The sequence below is a fragment of the Spiractinospora alimapuensis genome (assembly GCF_018437505.1).
In the GTDB taxonomy this organism is placed as follows: Bacteria; Actinomycetota; Actinomycetes; order Streptosporangiales; family Streptosporangiaceae; genus Spiractinospora; species Spiractinospora alimapuensis.
Window position 1 is genome coordinate 1,561,316 of record NZ_CP072467.1, and the last position, 15,315, is coordinate 1,576,630.

Annotated in this window: 17 protein-coding genes and 1 pseudogene; 9 read left to right on the forward strand and 9 right to left on the reverse strand. The window is 70.5% G+C overall.

Translation table 11 applies throughout. The annotated features are described in order from the left end of the window. Positions 1-28 precede the first annotated feature (28 nt). The 4 genes and pseudogenes from J4H86_RS07205 to J4H86_RS07220 form a co-directional block, all read right to left on the reverse strand. Positions 29-427, reverse strand: a complete 399-nt coding sequence (locus J4H86_RS07205; RefSeq protein WP_236542732.1) for a 6-pyruvoyl trahydropterin synthase family protein — start codon at positions 425-427, stop codon at positions 29-31. Positions 428-442: 15 nt separating this feature from the next. Beyond that, positions 443-1,465 carry a zinc-dependent alcohol dehydrogenase gene (locus J4H86_RS07210; protein WP_236542733.1) on the reverse strand — a complete coding sequence of 341 codons (1,023 nt, stop codon included), beginning with the start codon at positions 1,463-1,465 and terminating at the stop codon, positions 443-445. A 163-nt stretch (positions 1,466-1,628) separates the two neighbouring features. Then, positions 1,629-2,276 (reverse strand): annotated as a pseudogene (locus J4H86_RS27385) (CDP-alcohol phosphatidyltransferase family protein); the annotation flags it as partial. Next, positions 2,269-2,949, reverse strand: coding sequence for a GTP cyclohydrolase II (locus J4H86_RS07220; protein ID WP_236542734.1), 681 nt, complete (start codon positions 2,947-2,949; stop codon positions 2,269-2,271). The gene J4H86_RS07220 and the pseudogene J4H86_RS27385, both read right to left, overlap by 8 nt. Before the next feature lie 249 nt (positions 2,950-3,198). On the opposite strand from J4H86_RS07220, the gene J4H86_RS07225 reads away from it, so the two are divergent. Beyond that, on the forward strand, positions 3,199-4,062 hold the full coding sequence (locus J4H86_RS07225) for a TetR/AcrR family transcriptional regulator (protein ID WP_236542735.1): 864 nt from the start codon (positions 3,199-3,201) through the stop codon (positions 4,060-4,062). A gap of 44 nt (positions 4,063-4,106) precedes the next feature. Here the strand turns inward: J4H86_RS07225 and J4H86_RS07230 are convergent, their stop codons facing one another. Further along, positions 4,107-5,456: a short-chain fatty acid transporter gene (locus J4H86_RS07230; RefSeq protein WP_236542736.1), complete on the reverse strand. Its 1,350-nt coding sequence runs from the start codon at positions 5,454-5,456 to the stop codon at positions 4,107-4,109. A gap of 116 nt (positions 5,457-5,572) precedes the next feature. On the opposite strand from J4H86_RS07230, the gene J4H86_RS07235 reads away from it, so the two are divergent. After that, the gene (locus J4H86_RS07235; protein ID WP_236542737.1) at positions 5,573-6,028 is read left to right on the forward strand and encodes a GNAT family N-acetyltransferase; all 456 of its coding nucleotides are present in this window, start codon (positions 5,573-5,575) and stop codon (positions 6,026-6,028) included. Between the two features lie 49 nt (positions 6,029-6,077). Here J4H86_RS07235 and J4H86_RS27390 read toward each other — a convergent pair whose 3' ends face one another. Beyond that, positions 6,078-6,968 carry an O-acetyl-ADP-ribose deacetylase gene (locus J4H86_RS27390; protein WP_330932498.1) on the reverse strand — a complete coding sequence of 297 codons (891 nt, stop codon included), beginning with the start codon at positions 6,966-6,968 and terminating at the stop codon, positions 6,078-6,080. 109 nt (positions 6,969-7,077) lie between these two features. On the opposite strand from J4H86_RS27390, the gene J4H86_RS07250 reads away from it, so the two are divergent. From J4H86_RS07250 to J4H86_RS07260, 3 genes are all read left to right on the forward strand, one after another. Then, on the forward strand, positions 7,078-7,617 hold the full coding sequence (locus J4H86_RS07250) for a YbhB/YbcL family Raf kinase inhibitor-like protein (RefSeq protein WP_236542738.1): 540 nt from the start codon (positions 7,078-7,080) through the stop codon (positions 7,615-7,617). A gap of 23 nt (positions 7,618-7,640) precedes the next feature. Then, positions 7,641-8,327 (forward strand): HAD family hydrolase, encoded by a 687-nt coding sequence (locus J4H86_RS07255; RefSeq protein WP_330932499.1) that lies wholly within the window; start codon positions 7,641-7,643, stop codon positions 8,325-8,327. A 172-nt stretch (positions 8,328-8,499) separates the two neighbouring features. Further along, a complete protein-coding gene (locus tag J4H86_RS07260) occupies positions 8,500-9,018 on the forward strand; it encodes a DUF1707 SHOCT-like domain-containing protein (RefSeq protein ID WP_236542740.1) in 519 nt (172 codons plus the stop codon). A 527-nt stretch (positions 9,019-9,545) separates the two neighbouring features. Here J4H86_RS07260 and J4H86_RS07265 read toward each other — a convergent pair. Continuing rightward, positions 9,546-10,037: a DUF3145 domain-containing protein gene (locus J4H86_RS07265; protein WP_236542741.1), complete on the reverse strand. Its 492-nt coding sequence runs from the start codon at positions 10,035-10,037 to the stop codon at positions 9,546-9,548. A 227-nt stretch (positions 10,038-10,264) separates the two neighbouring features. On the opposite strand from J4H86_RS07265, the gene J4H86_RS07270 reads away from it, so the two are divergent. From J4H86_RS07270 to J4H86_RS07285, 4 genes are all read left to right on the forward strand, one after another. Further along, positions 10,265-10,834, forward strand: a complete 570-nt coding sequence (locus J4H86_RS07270; protein WP_236542742.1) for an RNA polymerase sigma factor — start codon at positions 10,265-10,267, stop codon at positions 10,832-10,834. Next, positions 10,831-11,295: a hypothetical protein gene (locus J4H86_RS07275; protein ID WP_236542743.1), complete on the forward strand. Its 465-nt coding sequence runs from the start codon at positions 10,831-10,833 to the stop codon at positions 11,293-11,295. The genes J4H86_RS07270 and J4H86_RS07275 overlap by 4 nt, the downstream gene beginning before the upstream one ends. Beyond that, positions 11,292-13,307, forward strand: coding sequence for a CHAT domain-containing protein (locus J4H86_RS07280; RefSeq protein ID WP_236542744.1), 2,016 nt, complete (start codon positions 11,292-11,294; stop codon positions 13,305-13,307). The genes J4H86_RS07275 and J4H86_RS07280 overlap by 4 nt, the downstream gene beginning before the upstream one ends. 120 nt (positions 13,308-13,427) lie before the next feature. Continuing rightward, a complete protein-coding gene (locus tag J4H86_RS07285) occupies positions 13,428-13,775 on the forward strand; it encodes a hypothetical protein (protein WP_236542745.1) in 348 nt (115 codons plus the stop codon). 56 nt (positions 13,776-13,831) lie between these two features. Here J4H86_RS07285 and J4H86_RS07290 read toward each other — a convergent pair whose 3' ends face one another. Both J4H86_RS07290 and J4H86_RS07295 read right to left on the reverse strand, forming a co-directional pair. Further along, complete coding sequence (locus J4H86_RS07290) at positions 13,832-14,485, reverse strand: MBL fold metallo-hydrolase (RefSeq protein ID WP_236542746.1); 654 nt, start codon at positions 14,483-14,485, stop codon at positions 13,832-13,834. A gap of 46 nt (positions 14,486-14,531) precedes the next feature. Next, a complete protein-coding gene (locus J4H86_RS07295) occupies positions 14,532-15,305 on the reverse strand; it encodes an enoyl-CoA hydratase-related protein (RefSeq protein ID WP_236542747.1) in 774 nt (257 codons plus the stop codon). Positions 15,306-15,315 lie beyond the last annotated feature (10 nt).

The window sequence follows — 15,315 nt, forward strand, 5'->3', positions numbered from 1 at the left end:
AGGACCAGGACTGGCGGTGGCTGGGGTCTCACAGGGCCCGCTCGTAGCTCGCCCACGCGACGTGCGACTCGTGCAGGGTGACGGTGAGCCCGACGAGTCCGCGTGCCTCCTCGCCGAGGGCTCCGCTGTGGACCCGCTCGGCCATCCGGTCGGCGACGACGCGGGCGAGATACTCCGTGGTCGTGTTCACGCCCCTGAAGGCGGGATCCTCGTCCAGGTTGCGGTAGTTGAGCGCGGCGAGGATTTCGGTCAGGGCCGCGGACGCCCGACCGATGTCCACGACCAGGTTGTCCCGGTCGAGTTCCTCACGCCGAAAGGTCGCGTCCACGATGAAGGTCGCGCCGTGGAGCCCTCGCGCGGGGCCGAAGGTCTCGCCGTGGAAACTGTGGGCGACCATCATGTGGTCGCGAACGGTGAGCGCGAACATGGTGACTCCTGTGGGTTACGTCGAGGGATAGACGATGCGGTGGCAGAGCGTCGCCGCGGCGTCCACGTCGGGTGGTGCCGCCGAGGGGTGCCCGCCGGGTGGCGGTGTTGGGCCGGCGATCCGCGCCATGACCGCGGGCAACTCCGCGAACGCGCTCTCGCCGGAGAAGAGCGCGTCGAACGCCGGGTCGGCGAGCAGGCGGAGAGCCAGGGCACGGCGGTCGTTCGCGGTGCGGGTCGAACTCCGCGCGGGTGCGACGGTGCCCACCTGGCTGGCCCGGAGTCCCAGACGGCGGGAATGGAACTCCTCCCCCAGCGCCGCCTGGACACCCGCCGTCCCGTACCAGCTCAGCTCCAGGACCTCCCGGTCGGCGGCGAGGAGGCGCAAGGACGTCTCCAGTCCCGCGCCGGTGCCGCTGGTGTGCACCACCAGGTCACAGCCACGGGTCGCCTCGTCGGGGGGCGCGAATCGTGCTCCCATCGCCTCGGCCGTCGCGGCGCGGGACGGATCGACGTCGACCAGCTCGATGTCGACACCAGGGATCCGCGCGAGCAGGCGTGCGACACAGCAGCCCACCATGCCGGCGCCCACAACCGCGACGCGGTCGCCGAGCCGCGGCGCCCCGTCCCACAACGCGTTCACCGCGGTCTCCACCGTTCCCGCGAGCACGGCACGGTGGGCCGGCACGTTCTCGGGCACTGGGAGGACCGCGTGGCGGGGAACGGTGTAACGCGTCTGGTGAGGGTAGAGGCAGAAGACGTCGCGCCCCACGAGCGCGTCCGGCCCGCGCTCAACCACACCAACACTGAGGTAGCCGTACTTGACCGGGCCAGGGAACTCGCCCTCCTGGAACGGGCACCGCATCACCTCGCGCTGGCTCGCGGGGACCAGACCATGGAAGACCAGCGTCTCGGTGCCGCGGCTCACCGCGGAGAACCTCGTGCGCACCAGGACCTCGTCCGTGGTGGGCGGTGGGACCGACACCGGACGGATCTCGCACGTCCGAGGTGCCGTCAGCCAGAGTGCCTGCGCTCGCATCCGTCTCCCTCACGATGTTCCGCTCCGTGCCATCTCCCCGCACCTCTCGTGGCGCCCTGGACGCGGCGACGACCGGGTGCGGGGACACGTGTCGCGCGGCGTGACGGAGCCCATGGACGTCCCGAGCGAACGACCAGGTCAGCGCGCATAGCGCCACCGCCAGGACACCGACCGCGACGGGTCCGGGGAACAGCGTGGAGCTCACCACGACCAGGGCGACGCCCTGGGCGACGGCGACCGTCTTCCGGGCCTGGCTCGGGGGTAGGGCGCCCCCCAGCCACGGCCACCACGCCGACGCCGCCGCGAACACGTAGCGCATGCCGCCGATCGCGAGCACCCACCACCCGTACGCCTGCGCGACGTGCACGCTCAACACCAGGATCAGCAGCGCGTCGATCTCCATGTCGAACCGCGCGCCCCGTTCCGACACCGCCCCGGTCCGCCGGGCCAGCGCGCCGTCCACAGCGTCCAACGACAACGCGGTGGCCGCCAGGGCGACGAGGAGGGTCACGTCGACCACGCCCGCGGCGCCGTCCGCCACGAGGACCGCTATCCCCCCGACCAACACCGCGCGGGTGAGGGTCACTCGGTCCGCCCCGGTGGCGGGCCCGGGGTCGTACCGCCGCAGTACGGCCCACAGCAGTGGTGCGCCCACGAGCGCGTAGGTCAGACCGGTGAGCCATCCGGCCAGACCGACGCCGAGGGTCGCCCAGAACACGAGGACGAGGACGAGCGTCAGCCACGCCGCACCGGCGACGCTGTGCCACAGTGGTCGCCCGGTCACGACGGTCCGGGGCATCCGGTCACCCATGGCGTCGCCCCGCGTTCCGCGCCGACGCGCCGTCGCCCAGGTGCGGCACCGGAACACCGTTCAGGTGGGGCAGGTCGTGACCGAGCCGGTCCCGCTTGGCGGTCAGGTAGCCGATGTTGCGGTCGTGCACGGGCACCAACAGGGGCATTCGCCCGGCCACCCTGGTGCCGTACCGGGTGAGCGCGGCGACCTTGTCGGGGTTGTTGGACATCAGCCGCACGGACCTCACCCCCAGGTAACTGAGCGCACGGGCCGCCGGTCCGTAGTCACGAGTGTCGACCGGCAGGTCCAGCGCCGTCGCCGAGTCAACCGTGTCCAGGCCGAGCCCGTCCTGCAGCGTGTGCGTGCGCACCTTCGCCAGCAGACCGATGCCGCGCCCCTCGTGCCCACGCAGGTACACGACGACGCCCCGCCCCGCGTCGACGATGGCGTCCAGCGCGGCCCGCAACTGCTCCCCACACTCGCAGCGCAAGGCACCGAAGACGTCACCCGTGAGGCACTCCGAGTGCACACGGACCGCGACGTCCTCCACCCCGTCCACCTCCCCGAGGACGAGCGCGAGATGCTCCTGGCCGTCCAGCGGATCCCGAAACGCCACCGCGCGATACACGGCCTGCCGGGTCGCCAGTTCCGACTCGGCGACCTCGCGTGGATCGATCGCGTGCTCGTGCATCTCGTCCCCTGCCCCTCCGTGATCACGTTCCAGTACGAACGCTGGTCCCACTCCCCGATCGGCCCCCGACCCGGGGTGCGCCCTCGACGGGCGCCACCCCCTGCGTGCCCTCGGCCACACAGGGGTACTACCCGCAGACACAGGACACGGTTCCTCCTGGTCAGCGGTTCGTGATATCCTGTTTGAGACACGATATTCCAAGTTTTAGATCCTTGGTCCCAACTGTACATCCCTCAGGAAGGTCAGGAAATGCAGGGTGGCGAAGCCCCGGACAGTGGTCTGACGCGCGCACGACGCCGACTGTCGGACCAGGAGACGGAGCAGCGCATGCTGCGGTCCGCGATGGCGATGGTGCACGAGAACGGGCTCACGGTGAGCCTGGACCACATCAGCTTCGAGGACGTGATTCGCGTCGCGGGCGTCTCACGCAGCGCGGTCTACCGGCGCTGGCCACACAAGGAGTCGTTCTTCCGTGAACTCGTCAAGGAGCTCGCGCGCGGGGACACCCCGGACATCGGGGCGATGAACCCGGCGGCGACCGACGCGGTGCGTCGCACGATCCTGGACCACCTGGACTGGTTGCGGACCCCCGACGGACGCGTGTCGCTGATCGGCGAGATCCTCCGCAACGGAGCGCGCGACGAGTTCGGCACGTTCCTCGGATCGCCCCAGTGGCGCACCTACATCGCGCTGCACGCGACGTTCCTCAGCCTGCCAGCGGGTGACTTCCGAGAGGAGGTGCGTGGCGCACTCGGGCAGTCGCAGCGACGACTCATCGACGGCGTGGCGACGTTCCACGCCGCGGTCATGGACATCGTCGGCGTCAGACTCCGCCCCGAGACCGGTGCCACCTACACCACACTCGCCGAACTGGGCACCGCGTTGATGCGGGGGCTCGTGGTGATGGCCGCCTCGACGCCCCACATCGGCACCGACCGCGTGGACGCCGCGCCCTTCGGCGCACGCCGCACCGCCGAGTGGTCCAACCCCGGACTCGGACTCGCGGCTCTGGCGACGAGCCTGTTGGAGGCCGACCCCGAGGTCACCTTCGACGAGGAGCACCTCGCCCACACTCGGAAACGACTCGCGGTGGGCACCGGCCCTTTCTGGTGAGGTGGGCGCTCACACCCCGCCGGAACCGCGCCCACCCGGCCCCCTCAGCTCAGGAAGGTGATGGACAGGGACGCCACGATGATGGCGAAGACCATCACCACGGCGCTGTAGCCCAGGACCTTCCCGGCGCGCAGGCGGGTCAGGGCCAACAGGGGCAGGGCCCAGAAGGGTTGGATGCCGTTCGTGAGCTGGTCCCCCATACCCACCGCCATAACTCCCACCCCCGGATCGATGCCGAGAGCCTCCGTCGCGCCGATGACGATCGGCCCCTGCACGGCCCACTGCCCGCCACCGGAGGGCACCGCGAGGTTCACCAGGCACGCGCTGATCAACGCCCAGAAGGGATAGGTGAACTCGGTGGAGAACGAGACGAACCGCTCGGAGATGATCCCCAGCAGACCGGAGTGCTCCATGATGCCCATGATCCCGGCGTAGAAGGGGAACTGGACGATGACGGCGGCCGCGTTCTTCGCGCCCTCGGCCGCCGCGGTGGAGTAACCGGCGAGGGTCCCGTGCAGACCGAGGCCGGCCATGAGGAAGGTGAAGTTCAGGAGGTTGATGTCCATGCCCACCACTCCGTCGACCACCAACGACGGAACCAGATAGACCAACCCCGCCGCCACCACGACCCAAACGAGGATCCGACTGTGCATGAGTCGTTGTGCCGGTGAAAGCGCCGTGGTCACGACCCGAACGGCTCCCCCCGACGACGGCGCGTCGGCTTCTCCGTCCGACTCCCCGATCTCCTCGACCTCGTTGGCCTTGGGGTGCATGCTCATGAGCAGCAAGGGCGCGCCGATCAGCATGGCCGCGAGGAAGACGAGGTTGAACGGCTGGAAGATCGTCTCACTCAGGGAGACGACCCCGATCTGGTCCTCCAAGAAGTGTCCGGGCGTGTTGACCAACAACGGCGCCGATCCGGACAGTCCGCTGTGCCAGACCATCAATCCGGTGTAGCCGGCCGCGGCCAGCAACGGGAAGTGGACCCGAATACCGCGACTCCGGCAGGAGCGCGCGACCTCCACGGCCAGCAGCGCACCGGCGATCAGCCCGAGACCCCAGTGCACCATCCCCAGCAGCGCCGCACCGAGCGCGGTCAGCCCACACGCCGAGAGCGGACCGCGCGGCAGCGAGGCCACCCAGGAGATCGCCCGGTGCGCGGGCGGCGACGAGGCGAGCGCGTACCCGGTCACCAGCACCAGGGTCATCTGCATTCCGAACTCCAGCAGCCCCCAGAACCCCGTGTACCAATCGTCGATGAGCCGTAGCGGGCCGTGGTCGGTCAGGAAGAGACCGAGGAGGTACACCGCGATGGACAGGATCACTGCGAAGACGAAGGCGTCAGGGATCCACCGGGTGCTGAAGGAGGCGAGGAGATTTCCGAAGCGGCGCATGGTCCATCCTGAGGGGAGAATTGCCAGGCCCATGATCGGGCGGAATGACCTGGGTAATGTACGACTCCCGGCCGCCGGGGTCCAGGGGGAGGCGGCCGTCGAAATAGGCTCGGGGCGTGCCCTCGTCATCGCCGCTCATCCCCCGCACGGCCCGCTTCGCCGACCTCGACGCCCCCACGCTCTACGCCCTGCTGCGGCTACGCGTGGACGTGTTCGTGGTCGAACAGGAGTGTGCCTACCCCGAGCTCGACGGCCGTGACACCGACCCCACGACCCGCCACGTGTGGCTCGGCGACGCTGACGGGGCGCCGCTGGCCTATCTCCGGGTGCTGAGGGAGCCCGAGGGAGCGCGCATCGGGCGGGTGGTCACCGCTCCCGCCGCACGCGGCCGTGGCCTCGCGGCCCGTCTCCTCGTCGCCGCCCTCGACGAGCTTCCCGGAGAGGTCGTTCGGCTCGCGGCACAGACCCACGCGACGGGACTGTACGAGTGGCACGGATTCACCCCCGACGGCCCGGAGTTCCTCGAGGACGGCATCGCCCACCTCCCGATGATCCGACGCGTCCCCCGCTGACGTCGAACCCGCACACCCGGCGTTCCGCCGGCGGGACAACCGTCACGCCTCACCGCGCCGACGCGCCGCGTTCCCCCTCGAACCAGCGCCGCAGCCGCGTCACGATCGCCCGCAACGCCCCGCCGCGCACACACTCCCTCAACGCCGCGTCGTCGAACCGTCGCCTTTGGACGAACGCGACGGCGAGGCGGGCCGCGTCCGCCACGGGAGCGTCGTCGAGGTCGGGACCGGACGGGACCCACGGTGTCACGCGGATCCAGCTCCTCCAGTCGAACACCAGGTCCTTCACCAAGGCACCCACGAGCGCGAGGATCTCGTCGCCCCGTTCGAGGTCCTTGGGCTCGTCGTCACCCGCGACCTCGAACAGCCGGCGCCACCGATGAACCGGCTGGGCGGCCAGGCCAGCGGCGATCGTGGCGTCGTCGGGACCGGTTCCCCGCAGTGCGTCCCCGAACACCGCGAGCGCGTCCTCGTCGAACAGAACGAAACGTCGATCGGTGACACTTGCGGGGGTGAATCGCACCGCCGCGGTGGCCAGCCGCGCCGCGTCGTCCATCGGCCACCGATACACGCCGGTGGAGATGGCCGGGAAGGCGATACTGCCCGCACCGAGTTCGTCGGCGAGGCGGAGGGCAGACGTATAGCAGGACAGTAGCTGGCCGGACCGGTCCTCCGTCGGGGAGTGGACTGGGCCCACGGTGTGGATCACCCATCGGGCGTTGAGGTCACCCGCGGTCGTGACCGCCGCCTCTCCGGTCGGAAGTCCGGCCTGGAACCGCCGGTTCCGCAGGTCGCGGCACTCCGCCAGGATCCTGGGTCCCCCGGCCCGGTGGATCGCGCCGTCCACCCCTCCGCCACCCAGCAGCGTGGAGTTGGCGGCGTTCACGATTACGTCGGCGTACTGCCGGGTGATATCGCCGTGGTGCAGGGTGACGTTCATGGGCGCCAGTGTGCCAGAGCCTCCGCCACCGGGCGCGGTTCACCGCGACCACCCGGGCTGGCCCTCTATCGTGGGACGTCCTGTCCCATCGCTACTCCGGGAGGCGCTCATGGCCGTTCCGCCCTCACCGTACGACTTCCTGCCCAGCGTGGCCTCGTTCACCGTGTCCAGCGACTCCGTCGTCACTGGCCAGATCTTGCCCAATGCCCAGGTCAGCGGCATCATGGGCGCGGGGGGTGAGGACGTCTCCCCGCACCTGGCCTGGAGTGGGTTCCCCGAGGCGACCCGCGGTTTCGCCGTGACGTGTTTCGACCCGGACGCACCGACGGCCAGCGGCTTCTGGCACTGGGCGGTCTGCGACATCCCCATCGACACGACCGAGCTTCCGGCGGGTGCCGGCAGTGGAGAGCCGAACAGTGGGCTTCCCGCCGCCGCCATCACGCTGCGCAACGACGCGGGGAGCAAGCGGTTCATCGGCGCCGCGCCGCCGCCCGGGCACGGGCCCCATCGCTACATGTTCGTGGTGCACGCGTTGGACGTCGAGTCACTGGGTATCGACGACAGCGCGACGCCGGCCTTCCTGGGCTTCAACCTGTTCTTCCGCTCGATCGGCCGCGCACTGATCACCCCGATCTACGAACAGCTCTAACCTTTGCGTATCCTGGCGTGCCCGTGCCCTCACGCCGTGTCGGTACGGGCACGCTCTGCCGTTCCACCGGGGAGAGACCAATGAGTGTTGACCAGGACGCGCCCGCCGCCAGCACCACCATCATCTTCGACTACGGAGAGGTCCTCTCCCGACCGCAGTCCTCGACGACGAAGCGGCACATGGAGGACATAAGTGGTGTGGGCGCGGCGGATTTCTGGGCGGCCTACTGGTCGCTGCGCCGTCCCTACGACGAGGGACAACCGGCGACGGAGTACTGGCGCGCGGTGGCGGCGGAGGTCGGCACGGAGTGGACGCCGGCGCAACTACAGAGCCTTTGGGCCGCTGATCTCGGGGGTTGGCTGGACCTCGACCCTCGAGGCGTGGAACTGCTGGACACCCTGACCGCGCGCGAGACGCCGCTGGTGCTGCTCTCCAACGCGCCGCGGGACCTCGCGGCGGCGCTCCGGCACAGCCCGGCCCTCAGCGGATTCCACACCCTCTTCTTCAGCGGCGAGCTCGGTCTCGCCAAGCCCGATCCCCTTATCTACGACCACGTGATGAGGGAGCTCGCCATTCCGGCGGAACACGCGCTGTTCGTGGACGACCGGGAGGAGAACATCCTGGCGGCGGACCGCCGGGGTATCCGGACCCACCACTTCACCGGACTCGACGCACTCACCCAGGACCTCGCGACGCGTGGCCTCCTGTGATCCCCACCACCGGCCCGTAGCACACCACGAACCGGCTTCGTGGCGTTGACCGCCCGGAGGAGTGGGCATACCAGTCGAATACCACCAACCCACGGGATCCACGGCTGCGGCGGCCACGTCTAAGCTAGTGGACAGGGCCTGGGAACCGGCAACGAGTGACAGGGGGTGTGCCGTGGCCACGGATCCAGCACACAGACAGTCGCGCTCCGATGCTCTGCGTGCGTCCGACGCCGAACGGGACGCCACGGCGAAGCTCCTCGCCACCGCCCTCTCCGAAGGACGCCTCGGGCTGGAGGAGTACGAGCAACGCCTGACCGAGGCCATGAGCGCGCGCACCCGTGGCGAGCTCGTCCCCCTCACCGCCGACCTTCCGGTCGAGCGGTCCACCACCGAGAGCGCACCCGCGAAGAAGAAGGACGACTCCGGGTGGCGTGAGTACCTCAACGAGTGGCGCACCTGGGCCGGCGGCGCCGTCATCATGGTCGGCATCTGGGGCGTCACCAGCGTTCTCTCCGGCAGCTTCAACTATTTCTGGCCGGCGATACCTCTCGCCATCTGGGGCGTCATCCTCATCGCCGGCCTGTTCTGGCCGGACGAAGAGGGCAAGGACGACGAGGACGAGGAAGACGAGGACGAAGACGACACCGGCGACACCGGCGACACCAAGAAGGGCGACGGCTGGTGGGGGTGAGGTCGACCGTCATGCGCGGCGAGGTCTCCCCTGGGTCCACCGAACCGGACGCGATCGCGTGAACGTGGCGTCGGAGGCGACGTCAGGTCACCCCCTCGTGGCTGCCGCTCGTCGCCTCCCGGCCATACGAGGGTAGACTTCGCGGCCGTCACGCGAAAGCGCCCGCCGCTCGCCGACCCCATCGTCCGACAGCCGTACCGGAACGTGGACGGACACACCTGACGCCGGCGTCCGCCACGACCACGGTCAGTCCGCCCGGAGACTCCCCCGCGGATCCGGATCTCGGCGTGACGACCGACGTCCATCCAGCGGATGTCGCCCCCGGCCACGACGGCGTCTAGGACGGACTCCAGGTCGTCCCGTCTCCGGCGACGGGTCCAGCGCCCCGGCGAGGCACCGGGGCGGAGTATCGTCCCGTCGAGCAGGTCACGGGTCGAGGGCACACCGGGCAAATGGTGCCCTGGTGGCACGAACGGTGCCACCGATCGCACGTCATCCCGGCGCGGGAGACCGGTCACGCGACGGACTCATCCGACGGCGTTGAGCCACCGCACCGGTGCGCCGTCCCCGGCACGGCGGAAGGGCTCGAGTTCCTCGTCCCAGTCCCGCCCCAGAAGGTGCTCCAGTTGTTCCGCCAGGGGATGTTCGTCCCCGGAACGGCGCATCGCCGCGCGGAGGCGGGCCTCGGTGACGACGACATCTCCCGATGCCCCCGTCGTCGCCGAGTACATGCCGAGGGTCGGGGTGTAGCTGTACCGCACGCCGTCACAGCCGGGAGTCGCCTCCTCGGTCACCTCGAAGCGCAGTCGCTGCCACCCGTTGAGGGCGGATGCGACGCGACCCGAGGTTCCGGGCAGACCCTGCCAGTTGAGCTCGGCACGGTAAGCACCCGGCACTGCGGGCTGCGGGTCCCAGTCAAGTTTCACAGGGACGCCAACGACGCCCGTGACCGCCCACTCGACATGTGGGCACAGCGCCGCGGGCGCGGAGTGGACGTACAGGACGCCACGAGCGGACACCGAACCTCCCGTTACGGACGAGTGCGCTTCCCCGACGCCCTCGTAAGCATGGAGGTGCTGTCCCGTTGCCAGGTGGCTGGACACCTGGATACTGCCTTCACCATTGTGCCCCACCGGCACCAGACGCACCAGAGCGCGGAACGGCGAATTGCTCGGGATAGATCACAGAGAGCCGCGGGAACCGTTACTGTGCGGGGCAATCTGTGTGACGCGACGCGGAGGGCGCAGTGGGGAACACTGGGGACGTATCAGGCCTGGTCAACGCCGCGTCGACGGGGCGCGACGCCGCATGGCGCGAACTGACACGACGGTTCGGTGGACTGATCTGGACGATGGCCCGCGCCGAGGGACTCAACGCCCACGACGCGAGCGACGTCGAGCAGACCGTCTGGTTGAGGCTCGTGGAACACATCGACCATCTGCGCGAGCCGGACAGCGTTCGAGCCTGGTTGTTGACCACGGCGCGCCACGAGTGTCGCCGGCTGCGGCTCGCCAACCGTCGGGTGCGTCCGGTCGCCGAGCCAGCGCAGGACGGCTGGGTGCGGGCGGCCGACGAGGAGGCACACGAACGGGAACGGACCCGGCTGGTGCTGCGGGTGCTGCGCCGGCTGCCCGTGCCCTGCGGCCTGCTGCTGCGCCTCCAGGCCCACGACCCGGTCCCCGAACCCGAGACCCTCGCGGCGGTGACCGGAGTGCCTGTCGGCGACCTGCCCAAGGCCCGCCGCCGGTGCCTCCGATCATTTCGCAGACGCCTCGACGCCCTCTCCCGATCACCTCGAGGAAGGACCACACCATGAGCCAGCGGGACTCCGACCTGCTGCGTCTGCTCCGCGTGGCACTCCAGCGGGGTGACCCGGTACCGGAGCGGGTTCTCTCCGACGCTCAGGCCGCCTTCTCTCACCGCTCGCGGGAGGTCTCCGCCGTGGCGGACCTCACGTCGGACTCCGTCCTCGACACCGACGGTCGACACCGCGTCTCGCCGGGGGCCGACCTTGGCGCACGATTCCTGGAGTTCCACCACGAAGACCTCACCATCCGGCTCGAAGTCAGTCCGCACGACGGACTGCTGCGGCTCAACGGCCAGCTCTCCACCGGTGGGGTGGCCGAGCTACGCGTCGCCCGGCCTTCCGGGGACACCCCCGTATCCATCACCGCCCAACACACCTTCACGACGAAGGTCGCTCCAGGACCGCTACGCCTCCTCTGCCACTTCCCCCCACCGATGCCCCCGATAGCGACCACCTGGACGGTGCTGTGACGGCGGACGACCATCCGGGGACCCACGCCGTCGAACTCGTTGGACACGACCCGACGCGTGCTCGTTCCGTCGCCACGCGTGTCCTGGCGGAGCACGACCGGCCGGCGGTTCGCGCCGCCGCGTTACGGGCGCTCGCGCTCGTCCACCGTGAGTACGGCGACACCCGAAAGGCCCGCCTCCTGCTGCGGCGCGCGTGGTTCGAGGCGGACGGCGCCGGTGACCGGGGCGAAGCGGAGCTCGCCCGAGGAGGGATCGATGGGCTGATGGCCCTGCACCACCCTCGGGGATCCTCTCGCGCTTTCCGCGACGCCCTGGGCACGCACGGTCTGCTCCGACAGGGCGTGCGCCAGACCCAGCTCGGCGCGTTGGTCGACGCGAGGCACTCGTTCACCGCCGTCCTGCTGCGAAGCGCCGACCCCCAGGTTCAGGTGGCCGCGCTGCTCGGTCAGGGCGAAGCCCAGCTCACCGCGGGAGCCCTCGCGGACGCCTCCGACCAGCTCGAGCGCGCACTGGCCGTAGCCGAGGCCGGGGCACTGCACTATCTCGGCGCGTTGGTCCGTCAGTGCGCGGCACGACTGGCCGCCCGGACCGGGGATCCCGCCGCGGCGCTCACGGCGATGGACGCGGCGGTCCCGTGGCTGCGAGGCGAACGCGCGGCCGACCTCGCGTTCGAACGCGCGGGCGTGCTCTCCGATGCCGGCCTGTCCGCCGAAGCAGAGTCGGTCGTCGCGGGGCATCTGCCCCCAACCCCACACGGTCGTCGGGTCACCAGGCTGTGGGCGCGGGCACAGGACGCGGTGCGACGCCGGGACACGACGTCGGCGTTGGACTACGTCCGTCGGCTGCGCGCGCTTCCCGGTCCCGGCCCCTGGGTTGGCGCCCACGTCGAACGTCAGGCCCGGTCCGTCGCGCCGGGCGGTCGGCCGATCCTCCTCTCACCCAGCCGCGCCCCAGCGATGCGCCCGACGGTGCGCACCCTCCTCGCGCGCTTTCGTCGAACGTGGCTGCTCGCGCACGCGAACAACGGACAACGGTCGGCGTCGCCGACTCTTCGCTCCGAGCTCGCCGTGCTCGCCCGAAGGATCCATGACGGATACCGGGCCAGCGCCGAAGGTCACGTGTCCGTTCCCGCACCCCCGAACCGTGTCGTCCCGACGGTCCGGTTCCGAGAGGTCGGGGGCGATGTCGTCGCCGAGGTGACCGCGCACGGCACGTCGTCCACCCGCCGGATCGGGACGGTGACGCAGGTCCGAGCGACCGTCGCCGGCGTGCGTTCGGCCGTTTGGCGCGGCACCGAAGCGCGTACGGGTCCACGGGGTGAGGCCCTGTGGCCGCTCGCCGAGGCGGTCCTCCCCACGGCCCTCTCCCTACCGGAGCGCGGCCCGGTGACGATCGCACCGCATGGGGCCCTGTGGCAAGTCCCCTGGGGGATGCTGCCGCGACTGCGCGGTCGTGAGGTTCGGGTTCTCGGCCCGCCTCCCGTGACCCTCGCTCCTGGGGAGTCCGACCGTGGTCCCGTGTCGGTGACCTTGGTCGCCGGACCGTCGGCGACCAGCGCGTCGGAGATCCGGAAGCTCGGCGCGCTGCGCCCGGACGCCCGGACGCTGACGGGCCAGGACGCCGTGTGCTCCCAGGTGAGCGACGCCATGAGTCGCGGCGGCCTGGTCCATGTCGCGGGACACGGCGTGGCGGGGTACCACCGGATGGGCGGCGGGATCCTGCTCACGGACGGGCCCTACACCGGGTATGATCTCTGGCTCGCGGCACGGCCGCCCCGAGTTCTCGTCCTGTCGGCCTGCGGTCCCGCGGGAAGCACCCCGCTGGGGCTTCCGCTGGCGGCGATTCGGCACGGGGTGGCGGTCGTCATCGCCAGCGTCGTTCCGGTGCGGGACACGCTGCTTCCCGCCGCCATGCTGGCCACGCACCGTTCGCTTCTCGACGGTGTTCCGCCCGCCCGCGCTGTGGACCGCCACCTCGCCCATCTGGGGTTCGTGGTCTTCTCCCGCGAGTGACAGCGGCCCGTCAGCGTCGGCCCGGCTCACCTCTCGCGTCGGATCGAGGAAAACCGTTGGGATACGCCGACCACGAGCCGGTAGCCTCCGGGGGCGTCAGACAGATGAGGAGGACAGGCAGTGATACCCAACCACTGGATTCGGCACCTCCGGGAGGAGGACCTCGAACTGGTCGGATACATCATCCCGACCGGCGACGGTCGGTTCGTTCCGGCGACGTTGTTCGGCTACCCCCTGGCCGAGGCCGGGGATCGCGCCGACGCCGAATCGGTGCTCGACGCTGCCGGGCTGAGCTACCTCGCCGACACCTGGATGTTGCGCAACGAGGACGAGGAGCCGTTCCAGGTCGAGATCGTGGAGTCGAGTCCCGACCGGGTCGTGGTGCGCAACGTCGACTTCGGCCGCGAAGACGACTACGGCGCGCGCATCCCCCTGGACGTCCCCACGGACCAGTTGAGCCGACGGTGACACCGGTCCTCCTCTCCGTGTCCCTACCGACCCCGGGGAGAAGGACCGGACCGTGCCTACCAGCCGCGGGACCGCCATTCGGCCAGGTGGGGCCGTTCCACACCCAAGGTGGTGTCCTTCCCGTGCCCGGGATAGACCCACGTCGTGTCGTCCATCGTGGCGAAGAGACGCTCCTCCACGTCGTCGATGAGGGAGGTGAAGTCGGCGGGACTCCACGTCTTGCCCACACCCCCCGGGAACAACGAGTCCCCGGTGAAGAGGTGGGTGGCTCCCTCGGGGTCGTCGTAGCGCAGCGCGATCGAGCCGGGGGTGTGGCCCCGTAGGTGGATGACGTCCAGGCGACACTCGCCGACCCAGACCGCGTCGCCGTGTTCCACCGGGTCGTCCACCGTGACCGGGAGTTCCCCTCCGTCGACGGGATGGGCGGTGGTCTTGGCCCCGGTCGTGCCCACGACCTCCGCGAGTGCTCCCCAGTGGTCGGAGTGTCGGTGTGTGGTCACGACCCTCTTGAGACCGCGGTCCCGCAACAGCTCCAGGATCCGATCGGCCTCGCTGGCGGCGTCGATCAACAACGCCTCATCTGTGCCTCGGCACCGCAGGAGGTAGGCGTTGTTGTCCATCGACCCCACCGCGAGCTTCGTGATCGTGAGATGGGGCAGTTCGCGCACGTCGGCCGGTCCACCGACCTGTGTGTCTCCGGTATAGCTCACCCGGCCCATTGTGGCGGATGGGGTTGGTCGGGCGCCAGCGTCCGGGTCACATCGCCCAACGCGGCGCTCGCTTCTCCTGGAACGCGGCGCGCCCCTCGGCCGCGTCCTCGGAGGCGAAGAACTCGGTGGAGATCTTCCCCATCCGCTCGTATGCCGCCACCTCCGCCGCGGCATCAGCACCCAGCACGGCCGCCTTGGTCGCCATCAGCGCCGCGGGAGCGGCTTGGCGCAGCCCATCCACCACGCGTTCGGTCGCGGCGGTCAGCTCGCCGTCGGGCACGGTCTCGGTGACGAGCCCGGAGTCCGCCGCCTCGCGAGCGGAGAAGACCTCACCAGTGAGGAAGTACCGCTCGAAGGGACGCTGGTGCATCCTTCGCCCCACCGGCACGGAGATGACGGCGGGCACGACGCCGATCCGCACCTCGGTGAACGCGAAGGTGGCGCTGTCCACGGCGATCGCGATGTCACTCGCGGCGACGATGCCGACGCCGCCCGCCCGCGCCGGCCCCTGCACCGCGGTCACGACCGGTTTGGGTGCCTGGCCGATGCCGTGCAGCAGCTCGGAGAGCGTGGGCGCGTCGGGGTCGGCGGGTCGTCCCGCCCTCTCCGCCGCGACCTCCTTCAGGTCGACTCCCGCGCAGAAGGCCGGACCGGCGGCGGTGAGCACGACCGCGCGCACGGAGTCGTCGGCCATCGCGGCGGCCAGGGCGCGCGCGAGGCCGATCCGCACCGCGGCGGAGAGGGCGTTGCGCCGCTCCGGTGAGTTGAGGGTGATCGTGGCGATTCCCCGCGAGGTCTCGCTCAGGACCGGCTGCGACACCTTGATTCCC

Coding starts and splice junctions, on each gene's coding strand:
- J4H86_RS07205 (WP_236542732.1), bottom strand. CDS start 427: ATGTTCGCGCTCACCGTTCGCGACCACATGATGGTCGCCCACAGTTTC.
- J4H86_RS07210 (WP_236542733.1), bottom strand. CDS start 1,465: ATGCGAGCGCAGGCACTCTGGCTGACGGCACCTCGGACGTGCGAGATC.
- J4H86_RS07220 (WP_236542734.1), bottom strand. CDS start 2,949: ATGCACGAGCACGCGATCGATCCACGCGAGGTCGCCGAGTCGGAACTG.
- J4H86_RS07225 (WP_236542735.1), top strand. CDS start 3,199: ATGCAGGGTGGCGAAGCCCCGGACAGTGGTCTGACGCGCGCACGACGC.
- J4H86_RS07230 (WP_236542736.1), bottom strand. CDS start 5,456: ATGCGCCGCTTCGGAAATCTCCTCGCCTCCTTCAGCACCCGGTGGATC.
- J4H86_RS27390 (WP_330932498.1), bottom strand. CDS start 6,968: ATGAACGTCACCCTGCACCACGGCGATATCACCCGGCAGTACGCCGAC.
- J4H86_RS07250 (WP_236542738.1), top strand. CDS start 7,078: ATGGCCGTTCCGCCCTCACCGTACGACTTCCTGCCCAGCGTGGCCTCG.
- J4H86_RS07275 (WP_236542743.1), top strand. CDS start 10,831: ATGAGCCAGCGGGACTCCGACCTGCTGCGTCTGCTCCGCGTGGCACTC.